This window comes from Bradyrhizobium sp. ISRA442 (assembly GCF_038085055.1).
Taxonomy (GTDB): domain Bacteria; phylum Pseudomonadota; class Alphaproteobacteria; order Rhizobiales; family Xanthobacteraceae; genus Bradyrhizobium.
Genome location: NZ_JALGCN010000003.1, coordinates 200,809 through 217,506, shown reverse-complemented (window position 1 = coordinate 217,506; position 16,698 = coordinate 200,809). Strand labels below are relative to the sequence as shown.

Annotated in this window: 15 protein-coding genes; 7 read left to right on the top strand and 8 right to left on the bottom strand. The window is 64.4% G+C overall.

Features of this window, described 5'->3' with window-relative positions; all coding sequences use genetic code 11:
* Nucleotides 1-92: 92 nt before the first annotated feature.
* From MTR72_RS07300 to MTR72_RS07290, 3 genes are all read left to right on the top strand, one after another.
* Complete coding sequence (locus tag MTR72_RS07300; RefSeq protein WP_280968173.1) at nt 93-1,178, top strand: DUF2855 family protein; 1,086 nt, start codon at nt 93-95, stop codon at nt 1,176-1,178.
* Nucleotides 1,179-1,255: 77 nt separating this feature from the next.
* Nucleotides 1,256-3,031, top strand: coding sequence for a flavin-containing monooxygenase (locus tag MTR72_RS07295; protein ID WP_280968172.1), 1,776 nt, complete (start codon nt 1,256-1,258; stop codon nt 3,029-3,031).
* Between the two features lie 132 nt (nt 3,032-3,163).
* Entirely contained in the window at nt 3,164-4,138 is a 975-nt protein-coding gene (locus MTR72_RS07290; protein WP_280968171.1) for a peptidyl-alpha-hydroxyglycine alpha-amidating lyase family protein, read from the top strand.
* Nucleotides 4,139-4,274: 136 nt separating this feature from the next.
* Here the strand turns inward: MTR72_RS07290 and MTR72_RS07285 are convergent, their stop codons facing one another.
* Entirely contained in the window at nt 4,275-5,252 is a 978-nt protein-coding gene (locus tag MTR72_RS07285; RefSeq protein ID WP_341510260.1) for a Bug family tripartite tricarboxylate transporter substrate binding protein, read from the bottom strand.
* A gap of 162 nt (nt 5,253-5,414) precedes the next feature.
* On the opposite strand from MTR72_RS07285, the gene MTR72_RS07280 reads away from it, so the two are divergent.
* Nucleotides 5,415-5,972: an HNH endonuclease gene (locus tag MTR72_RS07280; protein WP_025033554.1), complete on the top strand. Its 558-nt coding sequence runs from the start codon at nt 5,415-5,417 to the stop codon at nt 5,970-5,972.
* A 243-nt stretch (nt 5,973-6,215) separates the two neighbouring features.
* The gene (locus MTR72_RS07275; RefSeq protein WP_341510259.1) at nt 6,216-7,442 is read left to right on the top strand and encodes a glycosyltransferase family 87 protein; all 1,227 of its coding nucleotides are present in this window, start codon (nt 6,216-6,218) and stop codon (nt 7,440-7,442) included.
* Between the two features lies 1 nt (nt 7,443).
* On the opposite strand, the gene MTR72_RS07270 is transcribed toward MTR72_RS07275, so the two are convergent.
* On the bottom strand, nt 7,444-8,322 hold the full coding sequence (locus MTR72_RS07270; RefSeq protein ID WP_280968168.1) for a DMT family transporter: 879 nt from the start codon (nt 8,320-8,322) through the stop codon (nt 7,444-7,446).
* A gap of 182 nt (nt 8,323-8,504) precedes the next feature.
* Here MTR72_RS07270 and MTR72_RS07265 point away from each other — a divergent pair, with 182 nt between their 5' ends.
* Complete coding sequence (locus MTR72_RS07265) at nt 8,505-8,726, top strand: dodecin (protein WP_279374866.1); 222 nt, start codon at nt 8,505-8,507, stop codon at nt 8,724-8,726.
* A gap of 249 nt (nt 8,727-8,975) precedes the next feature.
* The gene (locus MTR72_RS07260) at nt 8,976-9,599 is read left to right on the top strand and encodes an HAD family hydrolase (protein ID WP_341510258.1); all 624 of its coding nucleotides are present in this window, start codon (nt 8,976-8,978) and stop codon (nt 9,597-9,599) included.
* Nucleotides 9,600-9,611: 12 nt separating this feature from the next.
* On the opposite strand, the gene MTR72_RS07255 is transcribed toward MTR72_RS07260, so the two are convergent.
* The 6 genes from MTR72_RS07255 to MTR72_RS07230 all read right to left on the bottom strand — a co-directional run bounded on the left by MTR72_RS07255 (nt 9,612) and on the right by MTR72_RS07230 (nt 16,548).
* Entirely contained in the window at nt 9,612-10,862 is a 1,251-nt protein-coding gene (locus MTR72_RS07255; RefSeq protein ID WP_280968167.1) for an MFS transporter, read from the bottom strand.
* Nucleotides 10,863-10,926: 64 nt separating this feature from the next.
* Entirely contained in the window at nt 10,927-11,895 is a 969-nt protein-coding gene (locus MTR72_RS07250; protein WP_280968166.1) for an ABC transporter ATP-binding protein, read from the bottom strand.
* Nucleotides 11,892-12,872, bottom strand: coding sequence for an ABC transporter ATP-binding protein (locus tag MTR72_RS07245; RefSeq protein WP_280968165.1), 981 nt, complete (start codon nt 12,870-12,872; stop codon nt 11,892-11,894). The genes MTR72_RS07250 and MTR72_RS07245 overlap by 4 nt, the downstream gene beginning before the upstream one ends.
* Complete coding sequence (locus tag MTR72_RS07240) at nt 12,872-13,801, bottom strand: ABC transporter permease (protein WP_280968164.1); 930 nt, start codon at nt 13,799-13,801, stop codon at nt 12,872-12,874. Before MTR72_RS07240 ends, MTR72_RS07245 begins: the two co-directional genes overlap by 1 nt.
* The gene (locus MTR72_RS07235) at nt 13,767-14,726 is read right to left on the bottom strand and encodes an ABC transporter permease (RefSeq protein WP_280968163.1); all 960 of its coding nucleotides are present in this window, start codon (nt 14,724-14,726) and stop codon (nt 13,767-13,769) included. The genes MTR72_RS07240 and MTR72_RS07235 overlap by 35 nt, the downstream gene beginning before the upstream one ends.
* Before the next feature lie 31 nt (nt 14,727-14,757).
* Entirely contained in the window at nt 14,758-16,548 is a 1,791-nt protein-coding gene (locus MTR72_RS07230; protein ID WP_280968162.1) for a peptide ABC transporter substrate-binding protein, read from the bottom strand.
* Nucleotides 16,549-16,698 lie beyond the last annotated feature (150 nt).

Genomic DNA, 16,698 nt, shown 5'->3' with positions numbered 1-16,698 from the left:
GGCCGAACACCGTTTAAAACTATGTTGCTGTTGCAAACGGCACGCGCGTGACCGATGAGATGCCGGCGCGGACAGGAGCCGGGATCAAGACCATGACAGCCGCCGAGTTCATCGTTGCGCGAGACGATCTCGAAACGTGCAAGACGATCGCAACCGAGCTTCCTGCCGGCGAGGCGCTGCCGCAAGATGCGCTGCTCGTGAAGGTCGAGCGCTTTGCCTTCACCGCAAACAACATCACCTACGCTGTGCTCGGCGACGAACTGAAGTACTGGCAGCTCTTTCCCGCACCGAACGGCTTCGGCAACATTCCGGTGTGGGGCTTCGGCGAGGTAATCGCCTCGAAGCATCAAAACGTCGCCGTGGGCGAACGCCTCTTCGGCTATTTCCCGATGGCAACGCATCTCGTGATCGAGGCCACCGATGTCAGCAAACGCGGCTTGCGCGACGGCGCCGCGCACCGGCAGGGCGTGGCGCCGGTCTATAACGCCTATTCGCGCATCGGCGGCGATCCCGCTTACGCAGGCCGCCAGGGCGACTATCAGGCGCTGCTGCGGCCGCTGTTCATGCTCTCGTTCCTGGTCGACGATTTCCTCGCCGAGAACGACGATTTTGGCGCGCGGACCGTGCTGCTCTCGAGCGCCTCGAGCAAGACAGCGTTCGGGCTTGCGTATCTTCTGCACACGCGCGGGCGCAAGGTGATCGGATTGACGTCGGCCGGCAATGCGGGCTTCGTTGCCTCGCTCGGCTGCTATGACGAGGTCGTCACCTACGACGGTGTGACGACGCTGCCGTCGGATACGCCGGTCGCCTTCATCGACATGGCCGGCAACAGCGCACTGCGCGCTGAGCTGCACCGGCACTTTCGCGATCAGATGAAATGCTCCGTGCGCGTCGGATTGACGCATCGCGCCACCGATGCCGACGAGGGTGAGTTGCCCGGCGCGAAGCCGCGCTGGTTCTTCGCTCCCGACCAGATCCGCAAGCGCGCCAAGGAATGGGGCCCCGGCGGCATCGAGCAGCGTTTTGCCACGGCATGGTCCGGCTTCGCTCCGCTCCTGGAGACATGCCTGACCGTCGTCGAGAGCCGCGGACCGGAGGCCGTGCGGCGCGTCTATCTCGGCACGCTGAAGGGCCGTATTCCGCCTGAGCAGGGCCACATGCTCTCCTTGCTCGGGTAATCGGCTTTTGGGCGCTGGCGAAACGGTATAGCGTCGATCTCAGAGGAAACGCCGCGAAGACGGCCATGAGGTCGCGCATGCTGGACAGGACGAAGGATATTTCCGTATCCGCGCAAGCCTGGCTCGATGAGTTCGAGCGCACGCTGGGCAAGCCTGATCGCACTGCGCTGGACCGCCTCTTCCTCGCCGACAGTTTTTGGCGCGATGTGCTGGCGCTGAGCTGGAACCTGCAGACGATCGCCGGCCGAGATGGCATTGCGCAAGAGCTGGCGACGCTCGCGCCCAAGGCGGCACCACGCAGCTTCCAGATCGCACAGAACCGCGCGGCGCCGCGCTGGGTGGCGCGCGCCGGCACCAACAACATCGAAGCGATCTTCAATTTCGAGACCGCGATCGGCCGCGGCAGCGGCATCGTCCGGCTCGCTCCCGATCCCGCTGACGGCGACCGGTTGAGGGCATGGACGCTGCTCACGGCGCTCGACGAGCTGAAGGGTTTTGAGGAACAGCTCGGCACGACGCGGCCGCGCGGACAGGCCTACTCGCGCGATTTCCGCGGGCCGAACTGGCTCGATTTGCGCAAGGCATCGACCGACTACGCCGATCGCGATCCCGCCGTGCTGGTGGTCGGCGGCGGACAGGCCGGGCTCGCGATTGCAGCGCGGCTGAAGCAGATGAAGGTCGATACGCTGATCGTCGACCGATGGCCACGGATCGGCGACAACTGGCGCAAGCGCTATCACGCGCTGACGCTGCACAACCAGGTGCAGGTCAATCACCTGCCCTACATGCCGTTCCCGCCGAACTGGCCGGTCTATATCCCCAAGGACAAGCTCGCCAACTGGTTCGAGGCGTATGTCGATGCCATGGAGCTGAACTTCTGGACCGGCACAGAATTCGAGGGCGGCTCCCACGACGATGCGAAGGGCCGCTGGACGGTCACGCTGCGCCGCGCAGACGGAACCAAGCGCATCATGCATCCGCGCCATGTGGTGATGGCAACCGGCGTCAGCGGCATCGCGAACATCCCGGACCTCCCGAGCCTCGACAATTTCAAGGGCACGTTGGTGCATTCGAGCCGATACGAGGACGGCGAGAACTGGACAGGCAAGCGCGCCATCGTCATCGGCACCGGTAACAGCGGCCACGATATCGCGCAGGATCTTTATTCCAGCGGCGCCGAGGTGACGCTGGTGCAGCGCTCGCCGACACTGGTCACCAATATCGAGCCGTCGGCGCAGCTTGCGTATGCGACCTACAATGAGGGCACGCTCGAGGACAACGACCTGATCGCGACCTCGATGCCGACGCCGCTCGCGAAGAAGACGCATGTGATGCTGACGGAGCAGTCGAAGGAGCTCGACAAGGAGCTGCTGGAGGCCTTAGGGCGCGTCGGCTTCAAGCTCGACTTCGGCGAGGCCGGCACCGGCTGGCAGTTCAAATATCTCACCCGCGGCGGCGGCTATTATTTCAACGTCGGCTGCTCCGATCTCGTCGCCCAGGGCGCGATCAAGCTGAAGCAGTTCGCCGACATCGAGGGTTTTGTCGCCGAAGGCGCGCGAATGAAGGACGGCGCGCTCCTCACCGCCGACCTCATCGTTCTCTCCACCGGCTACAAGCCGCAAGCCTATCTGGTGCGAAAGCTGTTCGGCGACGGCGTCGCCGATCGCGTCGGCCCGATCTGGGGCTTCGGCGACGGCTTCGAGCTGCGCAACATGTATGCGCGCACCAGGCAGCCCGGCCTGTGGTTCATCGCCGGCAGCCTCGCGCAGTGCCGCATCAACTCGAAATATCTCGCCCTTCAAATCAAGGCGATCGAGGAAGGGATGCTCGGGCGCGATGTAGGCGCGGCTTGAGCCTCTCGTCATTGCGAGCGGAGCGAAGCAATCCAGAATCTTTCCGAAAGCCAGTCTGGATTGCTTCGCTGCACTCGCAATGATGGTGTGGCAACGACCGCGCGTCGCTGAAACGAACAAGAGGAGAAGCCAATGCCAGCCATTCTCGGCACCGGCGAGCACCGCTACCGCGTCGTCGACAACTTCGCAAAGCTGCCGGATGGTTGGCAGCTCACCGACGTCGCCTCCGTCGCCGTCGACAGCAAGGACCGCATCTACGTCTTCAACCGCGGCGCCCACCCGATGGTGGTGCTGGACCGCGAGGGCAATTTCCTGCGGAGCTGGGGCGAGGGCCTGTTCTCGCGTGCGCACGGCCTGCACATCGACGCCGACGACAATCTCTACTGCACCGATGACGGCGACCACACCGTGCGCAAATGCACGACCGACGGCAAGGTGCTGCTGACGATCGGCATTCCCGAGAAGCCGGCGCCGTTCATGAGCGGCGATCCCTTCCATCGCTGCACCCACACGGCGCTGTCGCCAAAGGGCGAGATCTACGTCTCGGACGGCTATGGCAACGCGCGCGTGCACAAGTTCACCCCTGACGGCAAGTTGATGAAGAGCTGGGGCGAGCCCGGCACCGATCCCGGCCAGTTCAACATCGTCCACAACATCGCGACCGACGCTGACGGCTGGGTCTACGTCGCAGACCGTGAGAACCATCGCGTGCAGGTGTTCAACGACGAGGGCAAGTACGAGGCGCAGTGGAACAATCTGCACCGGCCCTGCGCACTGTGCTGCTGCGGCGGAAAGCAACCGACTTTCGTCGTCGGCGAGCTCGGCCCCGGCATGGCCGTCAACCGCAAGGTACCCAATCTCGGCCCGCGGCTGTCGATCGTCGACGCCAAGGGAAACCGCATCGCGCGGCTCGGCGGCGAGGAAGGCCCGGGCATTGCGAGCGGCAAATTCCTGGCGCCGCACGGCATCGCGCTGGATTCGAAAGGCGACATCTATGTCGGCGAGGTCGGCGTCACCGACTGGAAGACCAGTTTTCCCGACGAGGAGATGCCTGCCGCAGTGCGCACCGCGCGATGCCTGCAGAAGCTGGAGCGGGTACCGGAGTAGACGCGCAAACAGGACCGCCGCACGCCGTCGAGGCGACAGTGCCCACCCAACGTCGTCCCGACGAAGACTGGTCATCGTGTGGTACTGAGACTATCCGATGTGGCGGCATCGTTCGACACGTCAAGCTGTCGAAGGCTCACTCGACCTTGATCCCCGACGCCTTGATGATCGGCCACCAGCGTTCGGCCTCTTCCTTCTGGTAGGCGCGCAGCGCTTCCGGGGATTGCTGCATCAAGGGCGAGACCTGGATGCCGAGCTCGGCGAAGCGCTGCTTCACCTGCGGGCTCGCCAGGATCTGCACCATGGCGGCGTTGAGCTTTGCGATGACGTCTTTCGAGGTGCCCTTCGGCGCCCACAAGCCGTACCACAGCGACGCGGAGAAGCCGGGCACGCCGGCCTCATCCGCGGTCGGAAACTTCGGCCAGGACGGCGAGCGCGACTTGCTCGTGACGGCGAACGGCTTGATGGTGCCGGCGCCGACGAGGGATTTGAAGTTCGAGGCCGGCTCGATCATCGCATCGATCTGGCCGGCGACGAGGTCCTGCATCGCCGGACCATTGCCGCGATACGGCACGAACTGGAATTGCGTGCCGGTTTCCTTCTGGAACGAGATGCCGGCGAGATGGCCGGTGGCGCCGACACCGGCGATGCCGACCGACGCCTTGTCCGGATTTGCCTTCAGCCACACGATCAATTGTTTGAGATCGTCGGCGGGCAGGTCCTTGCGGCCGACGATCAAGAGCGGCTCGCTGCCGATCAGGATGACCGGTTCGAGATCGCGCAAGAGGTCGAACGGCAGCGCGTAGAGCCCGCCGGTCAGCATGTGCGTGGTCGAGGTTCCGATCGACAGCGTATAGCCATCGGCTGTGGCGCGCACCGCGCGGCCGACGCCGAGCGAGCCGGCCGCACCGCCGACATTTTCAATGACAATGGGCTGCTTCAGCACGGCGTGCAGGCGTTCACCCAGGAACCGCGCCAGCGTGTCGGTCGCACCGCCCGCCGGGAACGGCACGATCATGGTGACGGGGCGCGCAGGATAATCCTCGGCCATAGCAGGCCCGATCGACGCAGCACCGAGCACGGCCGCGAGCAGCACGGCGAGCCAGCCTCGCATGGATCTTCCCCAAATCGCGGCGTTTTTTGCGCGCTTGCCACCCGGCCGCCGCATTGCGTGCGGCTGAATAAGTCGCTCGGCGGGCTTCACAATCCCGTCACGCTGCATGTAGTATGTCAATACATGCTGCTTCGCAGCGTATATGGAGGCCGGGAGCGTTACTTGAACGCACATGTCTCGCAAGGCAGTTGGCCGGTGTTGGTGCTGAATGCGGACTTCCGGCCGCTGAGTTATTACCCGCTGTCGCTCTGGTCCTGGCAGGACGCGATCAAGGCGGTGTTCCTCGACCGTGTCAACATCGTCGCGCATTACGATCAGGCGGTTCGAAGTCCCACGCTGGAAATGCAACTGCCGAGCGTCGTCTCGCTCAAATCCTTCGTCAAGCCGACCACCCATCCCGCCTTCACCCGTTTCAACGTCTTCCTGCGCGATCGTTTCGCCTGCCAATATTGCGGCTCGCCCGAAGACCTCACCTTCGATCACATCATCCCGCGCAGCAAGGGCGGCCAGACCACCTGGGAGAACGTGGTCGCGGCCTGTTCGCCCTGTAACTTGCGCAAGGGCAATCTCACCCCGGCGCAGGCAAAAATGTTTCCGCGCCAGACCGCCTTCGCCCCGACCGTGCACCAGCTCCACCGCAACGGCCGTCTCTTCCCGCCGAATTATCTGCACGATAGCTGGCTGGACTATCTCTACTGGGATACGGAGCTGGATCCGTAGGATCAGCGCACACGGGGCAACTGGCCCGCGTTTCGAGTGGCCCCCCGATCTCAAGCCGGCGCGATGAGAGCACGGCTGGTCACGCCAAAATCCTCTCCAATCCGTTACCGGACCTTAAGATTCAGGCGGCAATCTCTCCCGCAATACTGCCGGCTGTTCCGTCCCGTTGCCAGAGATAGCGCGTTCATGCTCACCGAAACGCTTGAGCAAATTCAATTCCTGCCGTCGAAGCGGGAGACGTATGTGCGCGTCATTGTTGCGGGACTGGCGGCGATGGTGGCTTTCAAGGTCTTCCGGTTCTTCGAGGGCGGTCTGTGGGCCGGCAACCAGACAGCCGATTTCTCCGCGTTCCACATCGTCGCGCAGCACGTATGGCGCGGCGATCTCGACCTGACTTACCAGTTCGCGTTGTTTGCGCGGATGCAAGCGGAAGCATCCGGCGGCGCGACCAGCTTCATGCCCTGGACCTATCCGCCGCAATTCGATCTGCTGCTGGCGCCCCTTGGATTCCTGCCCGGCTGGGCCGGCTACTTTGTCTTCACCGCAGCAACGCTTGCAGCCTATCTGATCACGCTTCGCACAGTCGCGGCAAACCATCTGGCGCATGTGCTCGTCATCACGTTCCCGGCAATCGCGATCACCATCGCCTGTGGCCAGAACGGTTTTCTCACCGGCGCGCTGATAGGACTTGTCTGCATCAATGCCGATCGACGCCCGGTCCTCGCCGGTCTCGCGCTCGGTGCGATGGTGATAAAGCCTCACCTGGCCATTGCGGTCGGCGTCTATATGCTCCTGACACGCCGCTGGACCACGATCGCCACTGCCGCGATCGTGGTGATCGCGAGCTCGCTCGTGTGCACGATCGCGTTCGGGCCGCAAATCTGGATCGCATGGCTGGGCGCCATCAAGGAGTCCGCCGGCTATCTGGAGCAAGGGCGGTATCCGCTGTTTCGGATGATCTCGGTCTACGCGTCGCTGCACAAGTCCGGCCTTCCTCCGGTCCTGGCATTCTGGGGACAAACGGCCGTCGCGTGCCTTGCGCTCGCGGCCGTCGCACTCGCCGTCCTTCGCGGGCCGTCTGCCCGCTTCGCGCTCGGCGTCGTCGCGATCGTGTCGGTGATGATCAGCCCTTACGCCTACGACTACGATCTGCCGATCGTGGGGATCGGTCTTGCGTTGCTGCTTCCGGATCTTTCCAGACTGGCCAGTGCGCGTGAACGCAGCGTCTTGTACGGGCTCATCCTGTTCGTCAACTCCTACGGGCTGCTGCAATCGGCGCGGCTGGCTGCGGAGCACGCCACCGCGGAAGAGCTCGAGCACTATTTCACGCCGGCCGTCGCCGGCGTCGTGCTCCTGGCCGTGCTCGCGATGTTGCTGCGTCTCCTGCTTCGCGATGCCAGGACCGCGAACGCAACGCAGCGCGAGGAGCCCGCCGATCTTCTGCCGCGCCCCGCGCGCGTCCTGGAGTGAATCAGGCCCGCTGCAGCGCCAGTGTCACGCCCCCGAGTGTCAGCGCCATCGCCGCCCCTTCGCGCAGGCCGAGCGATTCGCCGAGAATGATTGCGGCGGAGACCACGCCGATTGCGGGAACCATCAGCATGCCGGTCGAGGCAGAGGTCGGCGGCAGGCGCCGCAGGGTCTCGAACCAGGTGACATAGCAGACGCCCATTGGCACCAGCGTCATGTAGATGAAGCAGCCGAGTCCTAGAGGCGTGATCGCGGTGGTATCGGGATGCTCGAAGAGAACACCGAGGATCAGCATCGTGGCGCAGCCGAGCCCGACCTGCCAGGCCACGACGACCAGCGGCGGCATCGGCAGCGGCTTACGGTTGAGCACGTTGCCAAGCGCAAACAGGATGGCGCAGGATAGCGCCAGGGCGATGCCGAGCAGCTTGTCAGCGCTGAATGCCAGGCCGTTGCCGCTGAGCAGCAACGCAACACCCGCAACGCCGAGAACGAGGCCTGCGACGTCGCGGATGGTCGGCCGCGTATGCAGGACCGGCCAAGCGAACAGCATCGCCCAGATCGGCATGGTGTAGGCGAGCAGAGCGCCTTCGCCCACGGTCACATATTTCATGGCGACCGTACCGAGCCCCATCCAGGCAAACACATTGGTGAAGGTCGCAAACAACAGCCGCGGGATCACCTCGCGTGGGACGGCAAGCGTCTCCTTCCGGCTGAGGGCCAGCATGGCGAGGATCGTCGCGGCGCAGATACCTGCGAGCCCGCGGGCGAACAGCGGCGGCCATTGCTGCAGCAAAAGCTTCATCAGCGGCCAGTTCAGCGCCCAGCCGAACGCTGTCACGCAGAGGCAGAGAAAGCCGATCGTCCTGTCGCGCCCCGAATCCATGGAGAACGCGCTTAGCAGGCGAACGCGGCCCGCTCCACCTCGGCTGGTGCATGCGGGCCATCGCGGACGACGGAACCCGCGACCGTTCCGCCCGTTCAGGTGAGAGGTGGCGCGGCTTACGAATGAGGGCATTTGTAGATGCTGCCCCTAGCCTGCCGTAGCCGACCAATCGGAGGTTCGCCATGCCCACAGCCGAGAAGGACCACGTCTACAAGATCCTGGAACTCGTCGGATCGTCGGAGACGTCGATCGATGATGCGATCAAGAACGCGATCAGCCGCGCCGCCAAGACCGTTCGCGAGATGAAGTGGTTCGAGGTCGTGCAGACGCGCGGCCACATCGAGAACGGCGCCGTGCGTCACTACCAGGTGACGTTGCGCGTCGGCTTCACGCTGGAGGGATGAGGACGGCAGCACCGCGCTCGAGCTGTGCAGCGCACTGGTGGCCGCCGCCGACCGCGAACTCTACGCGGCCAAGGACGGCGGCCGCGCCCGGCTGGTGATGTCGGGCGAGGTCATGCCCTCGCCGGCCAAGAGCGCGTGACGACCGAGGAATAGCCTTCATATGTTGGCGCCGCCGGATTTGTCGCCCGCGTTCCGACGGGATATGATTCCTGTGCCGCCGGATGCTTCGGCCAGGCTGAGAGCGTTGCTGTGGCTAACAAGATCGAGCTTATCCTCTTCGACATGGACAATGTCCTCTGCGAATATGACAGGGGAAAGCGCATCGCACATCTCGCGGAGATTGCGGGATCCACCAGCGAGTTCGTCTACAAGGCGATCTGGGAGGCAGGATTCGAGTTTCTCGGCGACAGCGGCGCCCTCGATGCAGCGGATTATTTACGTGGTTTTGGCGAACGCATCGGCTACCCCTTGTCGCTGGAGCAGTGGGTGGAGGCGCGGCGCCGTTCGATGAGGGCCGACCTCGCGATGCTGGAGATCGCCGGCGGCTTGCGCGGATCGGTCGACATTGCCGTCCTCACCAACAATACGACGCTGGTTGCCGAACACATCGATACGCTGCTGCCGGAATTGCGGCCGCTGTTCGGCTCCAGGATCTACACCTCGGCCCAGTTCAAGGCGGCCAAGCCCGACCCGCGATGTTACCGCCTCTGCCTCGCGGAGCTCCAGGCGAAACCCGAGACCGTCTTCTTTGTCGACGACCTCCCGGCAAATGTCACAGGCGCACGGCAAGCCGGTCTCGTCGCGCATCACCACACGTCGGTAGAGGCCTTCAAGCAAGCTCTGTCGAGTAACGGCCTGCTTCGGGGACGATGAACGAGCATCGCTTCAGGCGAGATCGACGCCGCCTCGCTCCGGGATCAGTGCGAGCAGCGCCACGATATCGAGGATGTAAAGCAGCGCGAGACCGGCGATCGCCGTCGGGAAGCCATAAGCTGCGCTGACGATGCCGACCACCAGCGGACCGAAGCCGGCGACCGCGCGACCGATATTGAAGAATACGTTTTGCGCGGTGGCGCGCGCCGCGGTCGGATAGAGTTCGCTCATCAGCGCGCCGTAACCACCGAGCATGCCGTTGACGAAGAAGCCCATCACCGCTCCGCCGATCAACAATGCCGTCGCCCCCGTCAATTGCGAATAGACCACCACCATGACGGCCGCGCCCAGCATATAGGTCAGGAACGCCGGGCGGCGACCGAAGCGATCGGCGGCGTGGCCGAACAGGAAGATGCCGAGCGCCATGCCGGCGATGGTGACGGCGGTCCACAGCGCCGATTGCGTGAGGCCATAGCCGAACCGCGTCGAGAGATAGTTCGGCAGCCAGATCATGATGCCGTAGTAACCGAAATTCTGCACCGAGCAGAGGATGATCATCCCGAGGCTGATCCTGGTCGTCTCGCGGTCGGCCACGAGCGCGCGGAGCGCGGAGCCGGCGTCCGCCGTCTTCGCCTTGTGCGCCACGAACACATCAGGCTCATGCAGCTTGCGCCGAATCACATAGGCGACGAGCGCCGGAAACACGCCGATCGCGAACATCCCGCGCCAGCCGATGAGGGGTAGCAGGATCGGCGTCACCAGCGCCGCGGTGAGCACGCCGAATTGCCATCCGAGGCCGACATAGGACGTCGCCCGCGCGCGCTTCGCGGGCGGCCAGGCCTCCGCCACCAGCGCCATGCCGATGCCGAATTCGCCGCCGAGACCGAGCCCGGCGATGGCCCGGTAGGTCAGCAGATCCCAATAGCCCTGCGCCAGCGCGCACAGCCCGGTAAAGACCGCGAACAGGACGATGCTCCAGGTCAGGACGCGGACCCGGCCAAGCCGGTCCGACAGCATGCCGAAGATGAAGCCGCCGACGACAGCTCCGACCAGAGTCCCCGTCACCAGCGAGGCCGCCTGCGGTTGCGTGAGATGAAGATCCCTGGAAATCGCCGTCAGCATGAAGCCGAGGATGAGGAGGTCGAACCCATCCATGGCATAGCCCAGCGCCGATCCCCACAGCGCACGGCGTGCCTCCGTGTCCGCATCCCTCGACGGCTGCGCGTCGATACCGGCAAGACCGACGCCTTCTATCTGGCTCATTGCTCCCCCGCTCCCCGGGCCGATCCGTTTGAATCAAGCCGTATCTCACATGCGCAGCGCGCCTTTAGGCCAGATGACACGCCACGGCGTGTCCACCCGGCCCCTCCTTCAGCTCCGGCGCGCTCTCCGAGCAGCGCGGCTGGGCGATCGGACAGCGGGTGTGGAAGTGACAGCCCTTGGGCGGCTTCATCGGGCTCGGCACGTCGCCCTTCAGGCGAATGCGGTTGCGCTTGAGTTTCGGGTCCGGCACCGGCACGGCGGATAGCAGCGCCTTGGTATAGGGGTGTTGCGGATTGCGGTAGAGGTCGCTCGCTTTCGCGATCTCGACGATGCGGCCGAGATACATCACCGCGACGCGGTCGGAGATGTGCTCGACCACCGAGAGATCGTGCGCGACGAAGAGATAGGTGAGGTTCAACTCGGCCTGGAGGTCCTCCAGGAGGTTGATGACCTGCGCCTGGATCGAGACATCGAGCGCGGAGACCGGCTCGTCACAGACGATCAGCTTCGGCTCGACTGCAAGCGCACGCGCGATCACGATGCGCTGACGCTGGCCGCCGGAGAATTCGTGCGGGTAGCGGCGCATGTGCTCGGCCTTGAGGCCGACCTTCACCAGCAGGCCCGCGACGCGCTCCTCCCGCTCCTTGGCGGAGGACGCGAGATTGTGGATGGTGAAGGCTTCGCCGAGGATGGCACCGACCGTCATGCGTGGATTGAGCGAGGCGAACGGATCCTGGAATACGAGCTGCATGTTCCGCCGCATCGCGCGCAGGTCGTTGCCACCGAGCTTGCGCACGTCCTGACCGTCGAACACGACTTCGCCGTCGGTCGGCTCGATCAGCCGCAGCACGCAGCGCCCCGTGGTGGACTTGCCGCAGCCGGATTCGCCGACCAGCCCAAGCGTCTCGCCGCGATTGACCGAGAACGACACGCCGTCGACCGCATAGACGCTGCCGACCTGGCGCGACAACAGGCCGCCGAGCACGGGGAAGTACTTCTTCAGCCCGGAGACGCGCAGCAAGGGCTCGCTCATGACGCATCTCCCAGATGACAGGCCATGCGGTGGCCGGGCGCGATCTCGCGCAACAGCGGCTCCTTCTTGGTGCAAATATCCATGGCAAAGCGGCAACGCGGGGCAAAACGGCAGCCGACCGGCGGATTGATCAGGATCGGCACCGAGCCGCCGATCGCCTCCAGCCGCGTCTTGTGCTCGCTGGCGAGATCGATACGCGGGATCGAGCGGATCAGGCCTTGGGTATAGGGATGACGCGGATCGCCGAAGAGCTCGTCGACCGGAGCCTCCTCCACAACCTTGCCGGCATACATCACGACTACGCGCTGCGCGGTCTCGGCGACGACGCCCATGGCATGGGTGATCAACATCACCGCCATGCCGAAGCGCTCCTTCATGTCCTGCAGGAGGTCGAGGATCTGCGCCTGAATGGTGACGTCGAGCGCCGTGGTCGGCTCGTCGGCGATGACGAGCTTCGGCTTGCAGGCGAGCGCCATCGCGATCATCACGCGCTGGCGCATGCCGCCGGAGAACTGGTGCGGATAGTGGTGCACGCGCCCCTCCGAGTTCGGGATCTGCACCAGCTTCAGCATCTCGATGGTGCGCTCGAGCGCCTGCTTCTTGGTCACGGCCTCGTGCCGGCGCAGGCTCTCGGCGATCTGCTCACCGATGGTGAGCACCGGATTGAGCGAGGTCATCGGTTCCTGGAAGATGAAGCCGATCTCCTTGGCGCGGATCTCGTCGAGCTGGTTGCTCGTCAGCGGCACGAGATCGCGGCCCTCGAAGATGATCTCGCCGGCCGCGATGCGGCCCGGCGGCATCGCGATCAGCTTCAGGATCGACATCGCGGTCACGGTTTTGCCGCAGCCGGATTCGCCGACGACACAGAGCGTCTCGCCCTTGTTGATGGAGATGTCGACGCCGTCGACGGCCTGCAAGATGCCGTCGTCGGTGGAGAAGTGGGTCTTGAGCCCTTTGATCTCGAGCAGCGGCGCCATCAGATCACCCGTCGCGCATCGAGCGCGTCACGCAAACCGTCGCCGATGAAGTTGATCGCAACCACCGCGATGAAGATCGCGCCGCCCGGAAACAGCGCCCAATGCGGGCCGATGTCGAGGAAGTCCTTGGCGTCATAGAGCAGCCGTCCCCAGGTCGGCGTATCCGGCGGGAAGCCGAGGCCGAGGAAGGACAGCGTCGATTCGGCAATGATAGCGGCGGCGACGTCGATGGTGCCGGCGATGATCACCGGGCCAACCGCATTGGGCAGGATGTGGCGCACCACCTGCCGCACCGGGCTCGCGCCGAGCGCACGCGCGGCCTCGACGAACTCCTTCTCGCGGATCGACAGGAACTGCGCGCGCACGAGGCGGGCGACCGGCATCCAGCGCAAGCCTCCGATCACCAGCACGATCAGGATGAAGATGCCGCCCTCGGGGCCGAACATCGTCTTCAGCCCGTCACGGAAGAGATAGATGAGCAGCAGCAGCAGCGGCAGTTGCGGCAGCGACAGGAAGAGGTCGGTGAGCCACATCAAGGCGTGCCCGAGCGCGCCGCGCGACATGCCGGCGAGCGCCCCGATCAGCGTGCCGACGAACACCGACACCAGCATCGCGGCGAGCCCGACTGCCAGCGAGATGCGGCCGCCATAGATCATGCGCGCCAGAATGTCCTGGCCGAGATCGTCGGTGCCGAAGGGATGGGCGAGAGAGGGCCCCTGCAGGCCGGCCACGATGTCGATGTCGTTGATCTTGACGCGCCAGACGAACGGTCCAACGACGACCGCCAGAACCAGGAGCAGGAGCAGGAAGGCGCTGACCACGGCAAGCCGGTGGCGGCGATAGCGCCGCCACGTCTCGCGCCAGGGCGAATAAGCGGCCCGCGCGGTGGTCCGTTCAGCGGAGGGAGATGCGAGGGTCAAGCCAGCCATACAGGACGTCCGCGATGAGATTGAACAGCACGACGAGGCACGCGAAAACGAAGGTGACGGCCATCACCACCGGCGTGTCGTTGGCCAGAATGGAGGAGATCAGCAGCGAGCCGATGCCGGGGATGCGGAAGATCTGCTCGGTGACGATGGCACCGCCGAACACCGCGGGCATCTGCAGCGCGATCAGCGTGACCACCGGGATCATGGCGTTGCGCATCACGTGCTTGACGATGACCTTGGCCTGGCCGAGGCCCTTGGCCCGCGCCGTGGTGACGTAGTCGAGCCTGATCACGTCCAGCATGGCCGAGCGTACGAAACGCGTCATCGACGCTGCCTGGAACAGACCGAGCACCGCCACCGGCATGATCGCCTGCCGGATCATCTCGAGCACCCAGCGGATGCCGGTCGCCTTGATGTCGGTGGAATAGACGAAGGGCAGCCAGTCCAGCGTGACCGAGAAGATCAGGATGAACAGGATGCCGGTGAAGAAGGTCGGCAGCGAGAAGCCGACGAAGGCGAGTGTGTTCGCGATCTGGTCGAACAGCGAATAGGGCTTCGTCGCGGCATAGACGCCGACCGGAATCGCGATCAGCAGCGCCAGGATCTGCGCCGAGCCGATCACGTAGAGCGTGGCCGGCAGGCGCTGCAGGATGAGCGTGTCGACGTCCATCCGACTGACGAAGGAAAATCCCCAGTCGCCATGCGCCATAGCCGAGAGCCAGTGCAGGTAGCGAAGGTAGATCGGATCATCCATGCCGAACTTCGCCCGAAGAGCGGCAGCGACCTCGGGCGGCACGTTCGGATTGGTCGTCAGTTCCGAGAACGGGTCGCCCGGCGCCATCGCCAGCACGATGAACAGCACCAGCGAGATGCCGAGCAGGCTCGGAATGGCAATCAGCAGACGACGCAGGACATACTGACTCATAGGGTAGAAAGCCCCTTCTCAGCCCGCGCGATCATGCCTCCCGGTACCAGTCGAACAGATTGTCGGTTTCGTTGGCCCAGCCGCTGATGATGCACTGCAGGTTGTTGGCGGCAGCTTCGACCTTGAGGCGATGCTGGACCGGGATGAACACCACGTCCTGGATCAGGAGATCGTTGGCCTTGATGTAGAGCGCCGCACGCTTGACGGGATCCATCTCGCCTTCGGCGGCCTCGATCGTCGCGTCGTATTCCTTGTTGACCCAGCGCGGGAAATTCCGCCCCTGCCACTTGTTCTCCTTGGTCGCCACTTCGCTCGAAATATAGCGACGCATGTGCTGGGCAGGATCGGGCTGGCTCATCGGAATCTGGAACATCTCCATATCCGCATAGAACTTCGGGTAGGTGTCGGGATTGCCGACGTCGGAGGAGAAGAATACCGTGGCTACGACCGATTTCAGCTCGACATCGATTCCCGCCTTCTGGCAGGCCTGCTTGACGATGGCCTGGGTCTTCTGGCGCGGGCCGTTGATGGAGGTCTGATACAGCAGCTTAAGCTTCTTACCGTCCTTCTCGCGGATGCCGTCCGCGCCGGGCTTCCAGCCGGCATCATCCAGGATCTTCGACGCCTTCTCGATGCTGAACTCCCACGTGGTGTTCTTGGAGACGAACTTTTCCGGGCCATTGAGGAAGTTCGCGGTGGTGCGGCCTGCGCGTCCGTAGATGGCCTTCTTGACGGACTCACGATCGACCAGCAGCGACAACGCCTTGCGCACGGCGGGATCGGAAAACAGCGGATGCTTCGTCTTCATCGAGGAGCGTTCGCCGTCGACCTCGGTGTTCGGATCGGTGAAGTTCAGCGCGACGAATTCGGTGTCACCGCCCACGGCGTAGACGGCCTTGCCCTTGCCGCCTTTCTCGAGCCGCAGCAGGACATCGTCTTCCACCTGAATGTTGTAGCCGAAATCGTATTCGCCGGTCTGGATCACCGCGCGCGCCGCCGAGACGGCATCACCGCCGCCTTTCATTTCAAGCGTATCGAAATAAGGACGGTTCGGCATGTGGTAGTCGGGGTTGAGCACGCCGCGCACGAGATCGCCCGGCTTGAACTCGACGAACTTGTAGGGGCCGGTGCCGACCGGCGAGAGATTGTTCGGCGCCTCGCGGGACTTGGCGCCCTTGTAATCGGCGAACAGATGCTTGGGGATGATGGCGTTCGGAGCCCCGACGAAGGCGTCGGCCCAGAACGGCGTCGGCTTGTTGAAGACGATGCGGACCGTGAGGTCGTCAATCTTTTCGACCACGATGTCGCGGAAGGTCCCGATGGTGAGCGCGGAGGTCGCGGGATCACTGGCGTATTCCCAGTTGAACACGACGTCGTCGGCCGTGAACGGCTTGCCGTCGTGCCATTTCACGCCGGGCTTGAGTTTCCAGGTCACCGACTTGCCGTCGGCGGCCAGCCCGCCGTTCTGGATCGAAGGGATCTCCGCGGCCAGCACCAGCTTCATGTTGCCGTCCGGATCCCAACAGGCGAGCGGCTCATAGAACAGGCGCGAGCCGTCCTGATCCTTGGTGCCGGTGGCGAAATGCGGGTTGAGCAAAGTCGGGCCCTGCCACCACAGCAGCTTCAGCGCACCGCCGCCGCCGCGCTTGGTCGGCTTGTAGGTCGAGGCGCCTTCCGCCATGGCGACGCCGCCAAGCGCGAGGATCTGGTTGGCGACGGGTGCGGTGAGGCCGATGGCGGCCATGCGCTGGATGAAGGCGCGGCGATCCATCTTGCCGCCCGCCACCTTGTCGATCATCGAACGCAGTTCTTTATCCAGCATGGTTGTCCCCCGTCTGGTTCCCTTACGGATGCAGGCGGCCGAGATGCGGCCGCCGGGTTTGGCTGGCGGTAGATGGCACACCGAATAGGGCGCGCGTCAACTGGGACCGTGTGTGTGCAAACGGTCTTCTGACTTTCCGTTGGGCAAAAC

Bases quoted from the DNA above. Each gene is read 5' to 3' on its own strand.
- MTR72_RS07270 (WP_280968168.1), bottom strand. From the start codon at position 8,322: ATGGATTCGGGGCGCGACAGGACGATCGGCTTTCTCTGCCTCTGCGTG.
- MTR72_RS07235 (WP_280968163.1), bottom strand. From the start codon at position 14,726: ATGAGTCAGTATGTCCTGCGTCGTCTGCTGATTGCCATTCCGAGCCTG.
- MTR72_RS07300 (WP_280968173.1), top strand. From the start codon at position 93: ATGACAGCCGCCGAGTTCATCGTTGCGCGAGACGATCTCGAAACGTGC.
- MTR72_RS07240 (WP_280968164.1), bottom strand. From the start codon at position 13,801: ATGGCTGGCTTGACCCTCGCATCTCCCTCCGCTGAACGGACCACCGCG.
- MTR72_RS07250 (WP_280968166.1), bottom strand. From the start codon at position 11,895: ATGAGCGAGCCCTTGCTGCGCGTCTCCGGGCTGAAGAAGTACTTCCCC.
- MTR72_RS07265 (WP_279374866.1), top strand. From the start codon at position 8,505: ATGCCCACAGCCGAGAAGGACCACGTCTACAAGATCCTGGAACTCGTC.
- MTR72_RS07295 (WP_280968172.1), top strand. From the start codon at position 1,256: ATGCTGGACAGGACGAAGGATATTTCCGTATCCGCGCAAGCCTGGCTC.
- MTR72_RS07230 (WP_280968162.1), bottom strand. From the start codon at position 16,548: ATGCTGGATAAAGAACTGCGTTCGATGATCGACAAGGTGGCGGGCGGC.
- MTR72_RS07245 (WP_280968165.1), bottom strand. From the start codon at position 12,872: ATGGCGCCGCTGCTCGAGATCAAAGGGCTCAAGACCCACTTCTCCACC.
- MTR72_RS07290 (WP_280968171.1), top strand. From the start codon at position 3,164: ATGCCAGCCATTCTCGGCACCGGCGAGCACCGCTACCGCGTCGTCGAC.
- MTR72_RS07285 (WP_341510260.1), bottom strand. From the start codon at position 5,252: ATGCGAGGCTGGCTCGCCGTGCTGCTCGCGGCCGTGCTCGGTGCTGCG.
- MTR72_RS07255 (WP_280968167.1), bottom strand. From the start codon at position 10,862: ATGAGCCAGATAGAAGGCGTCGGTCTTGCCGGTATCGACGCGCAGCCG.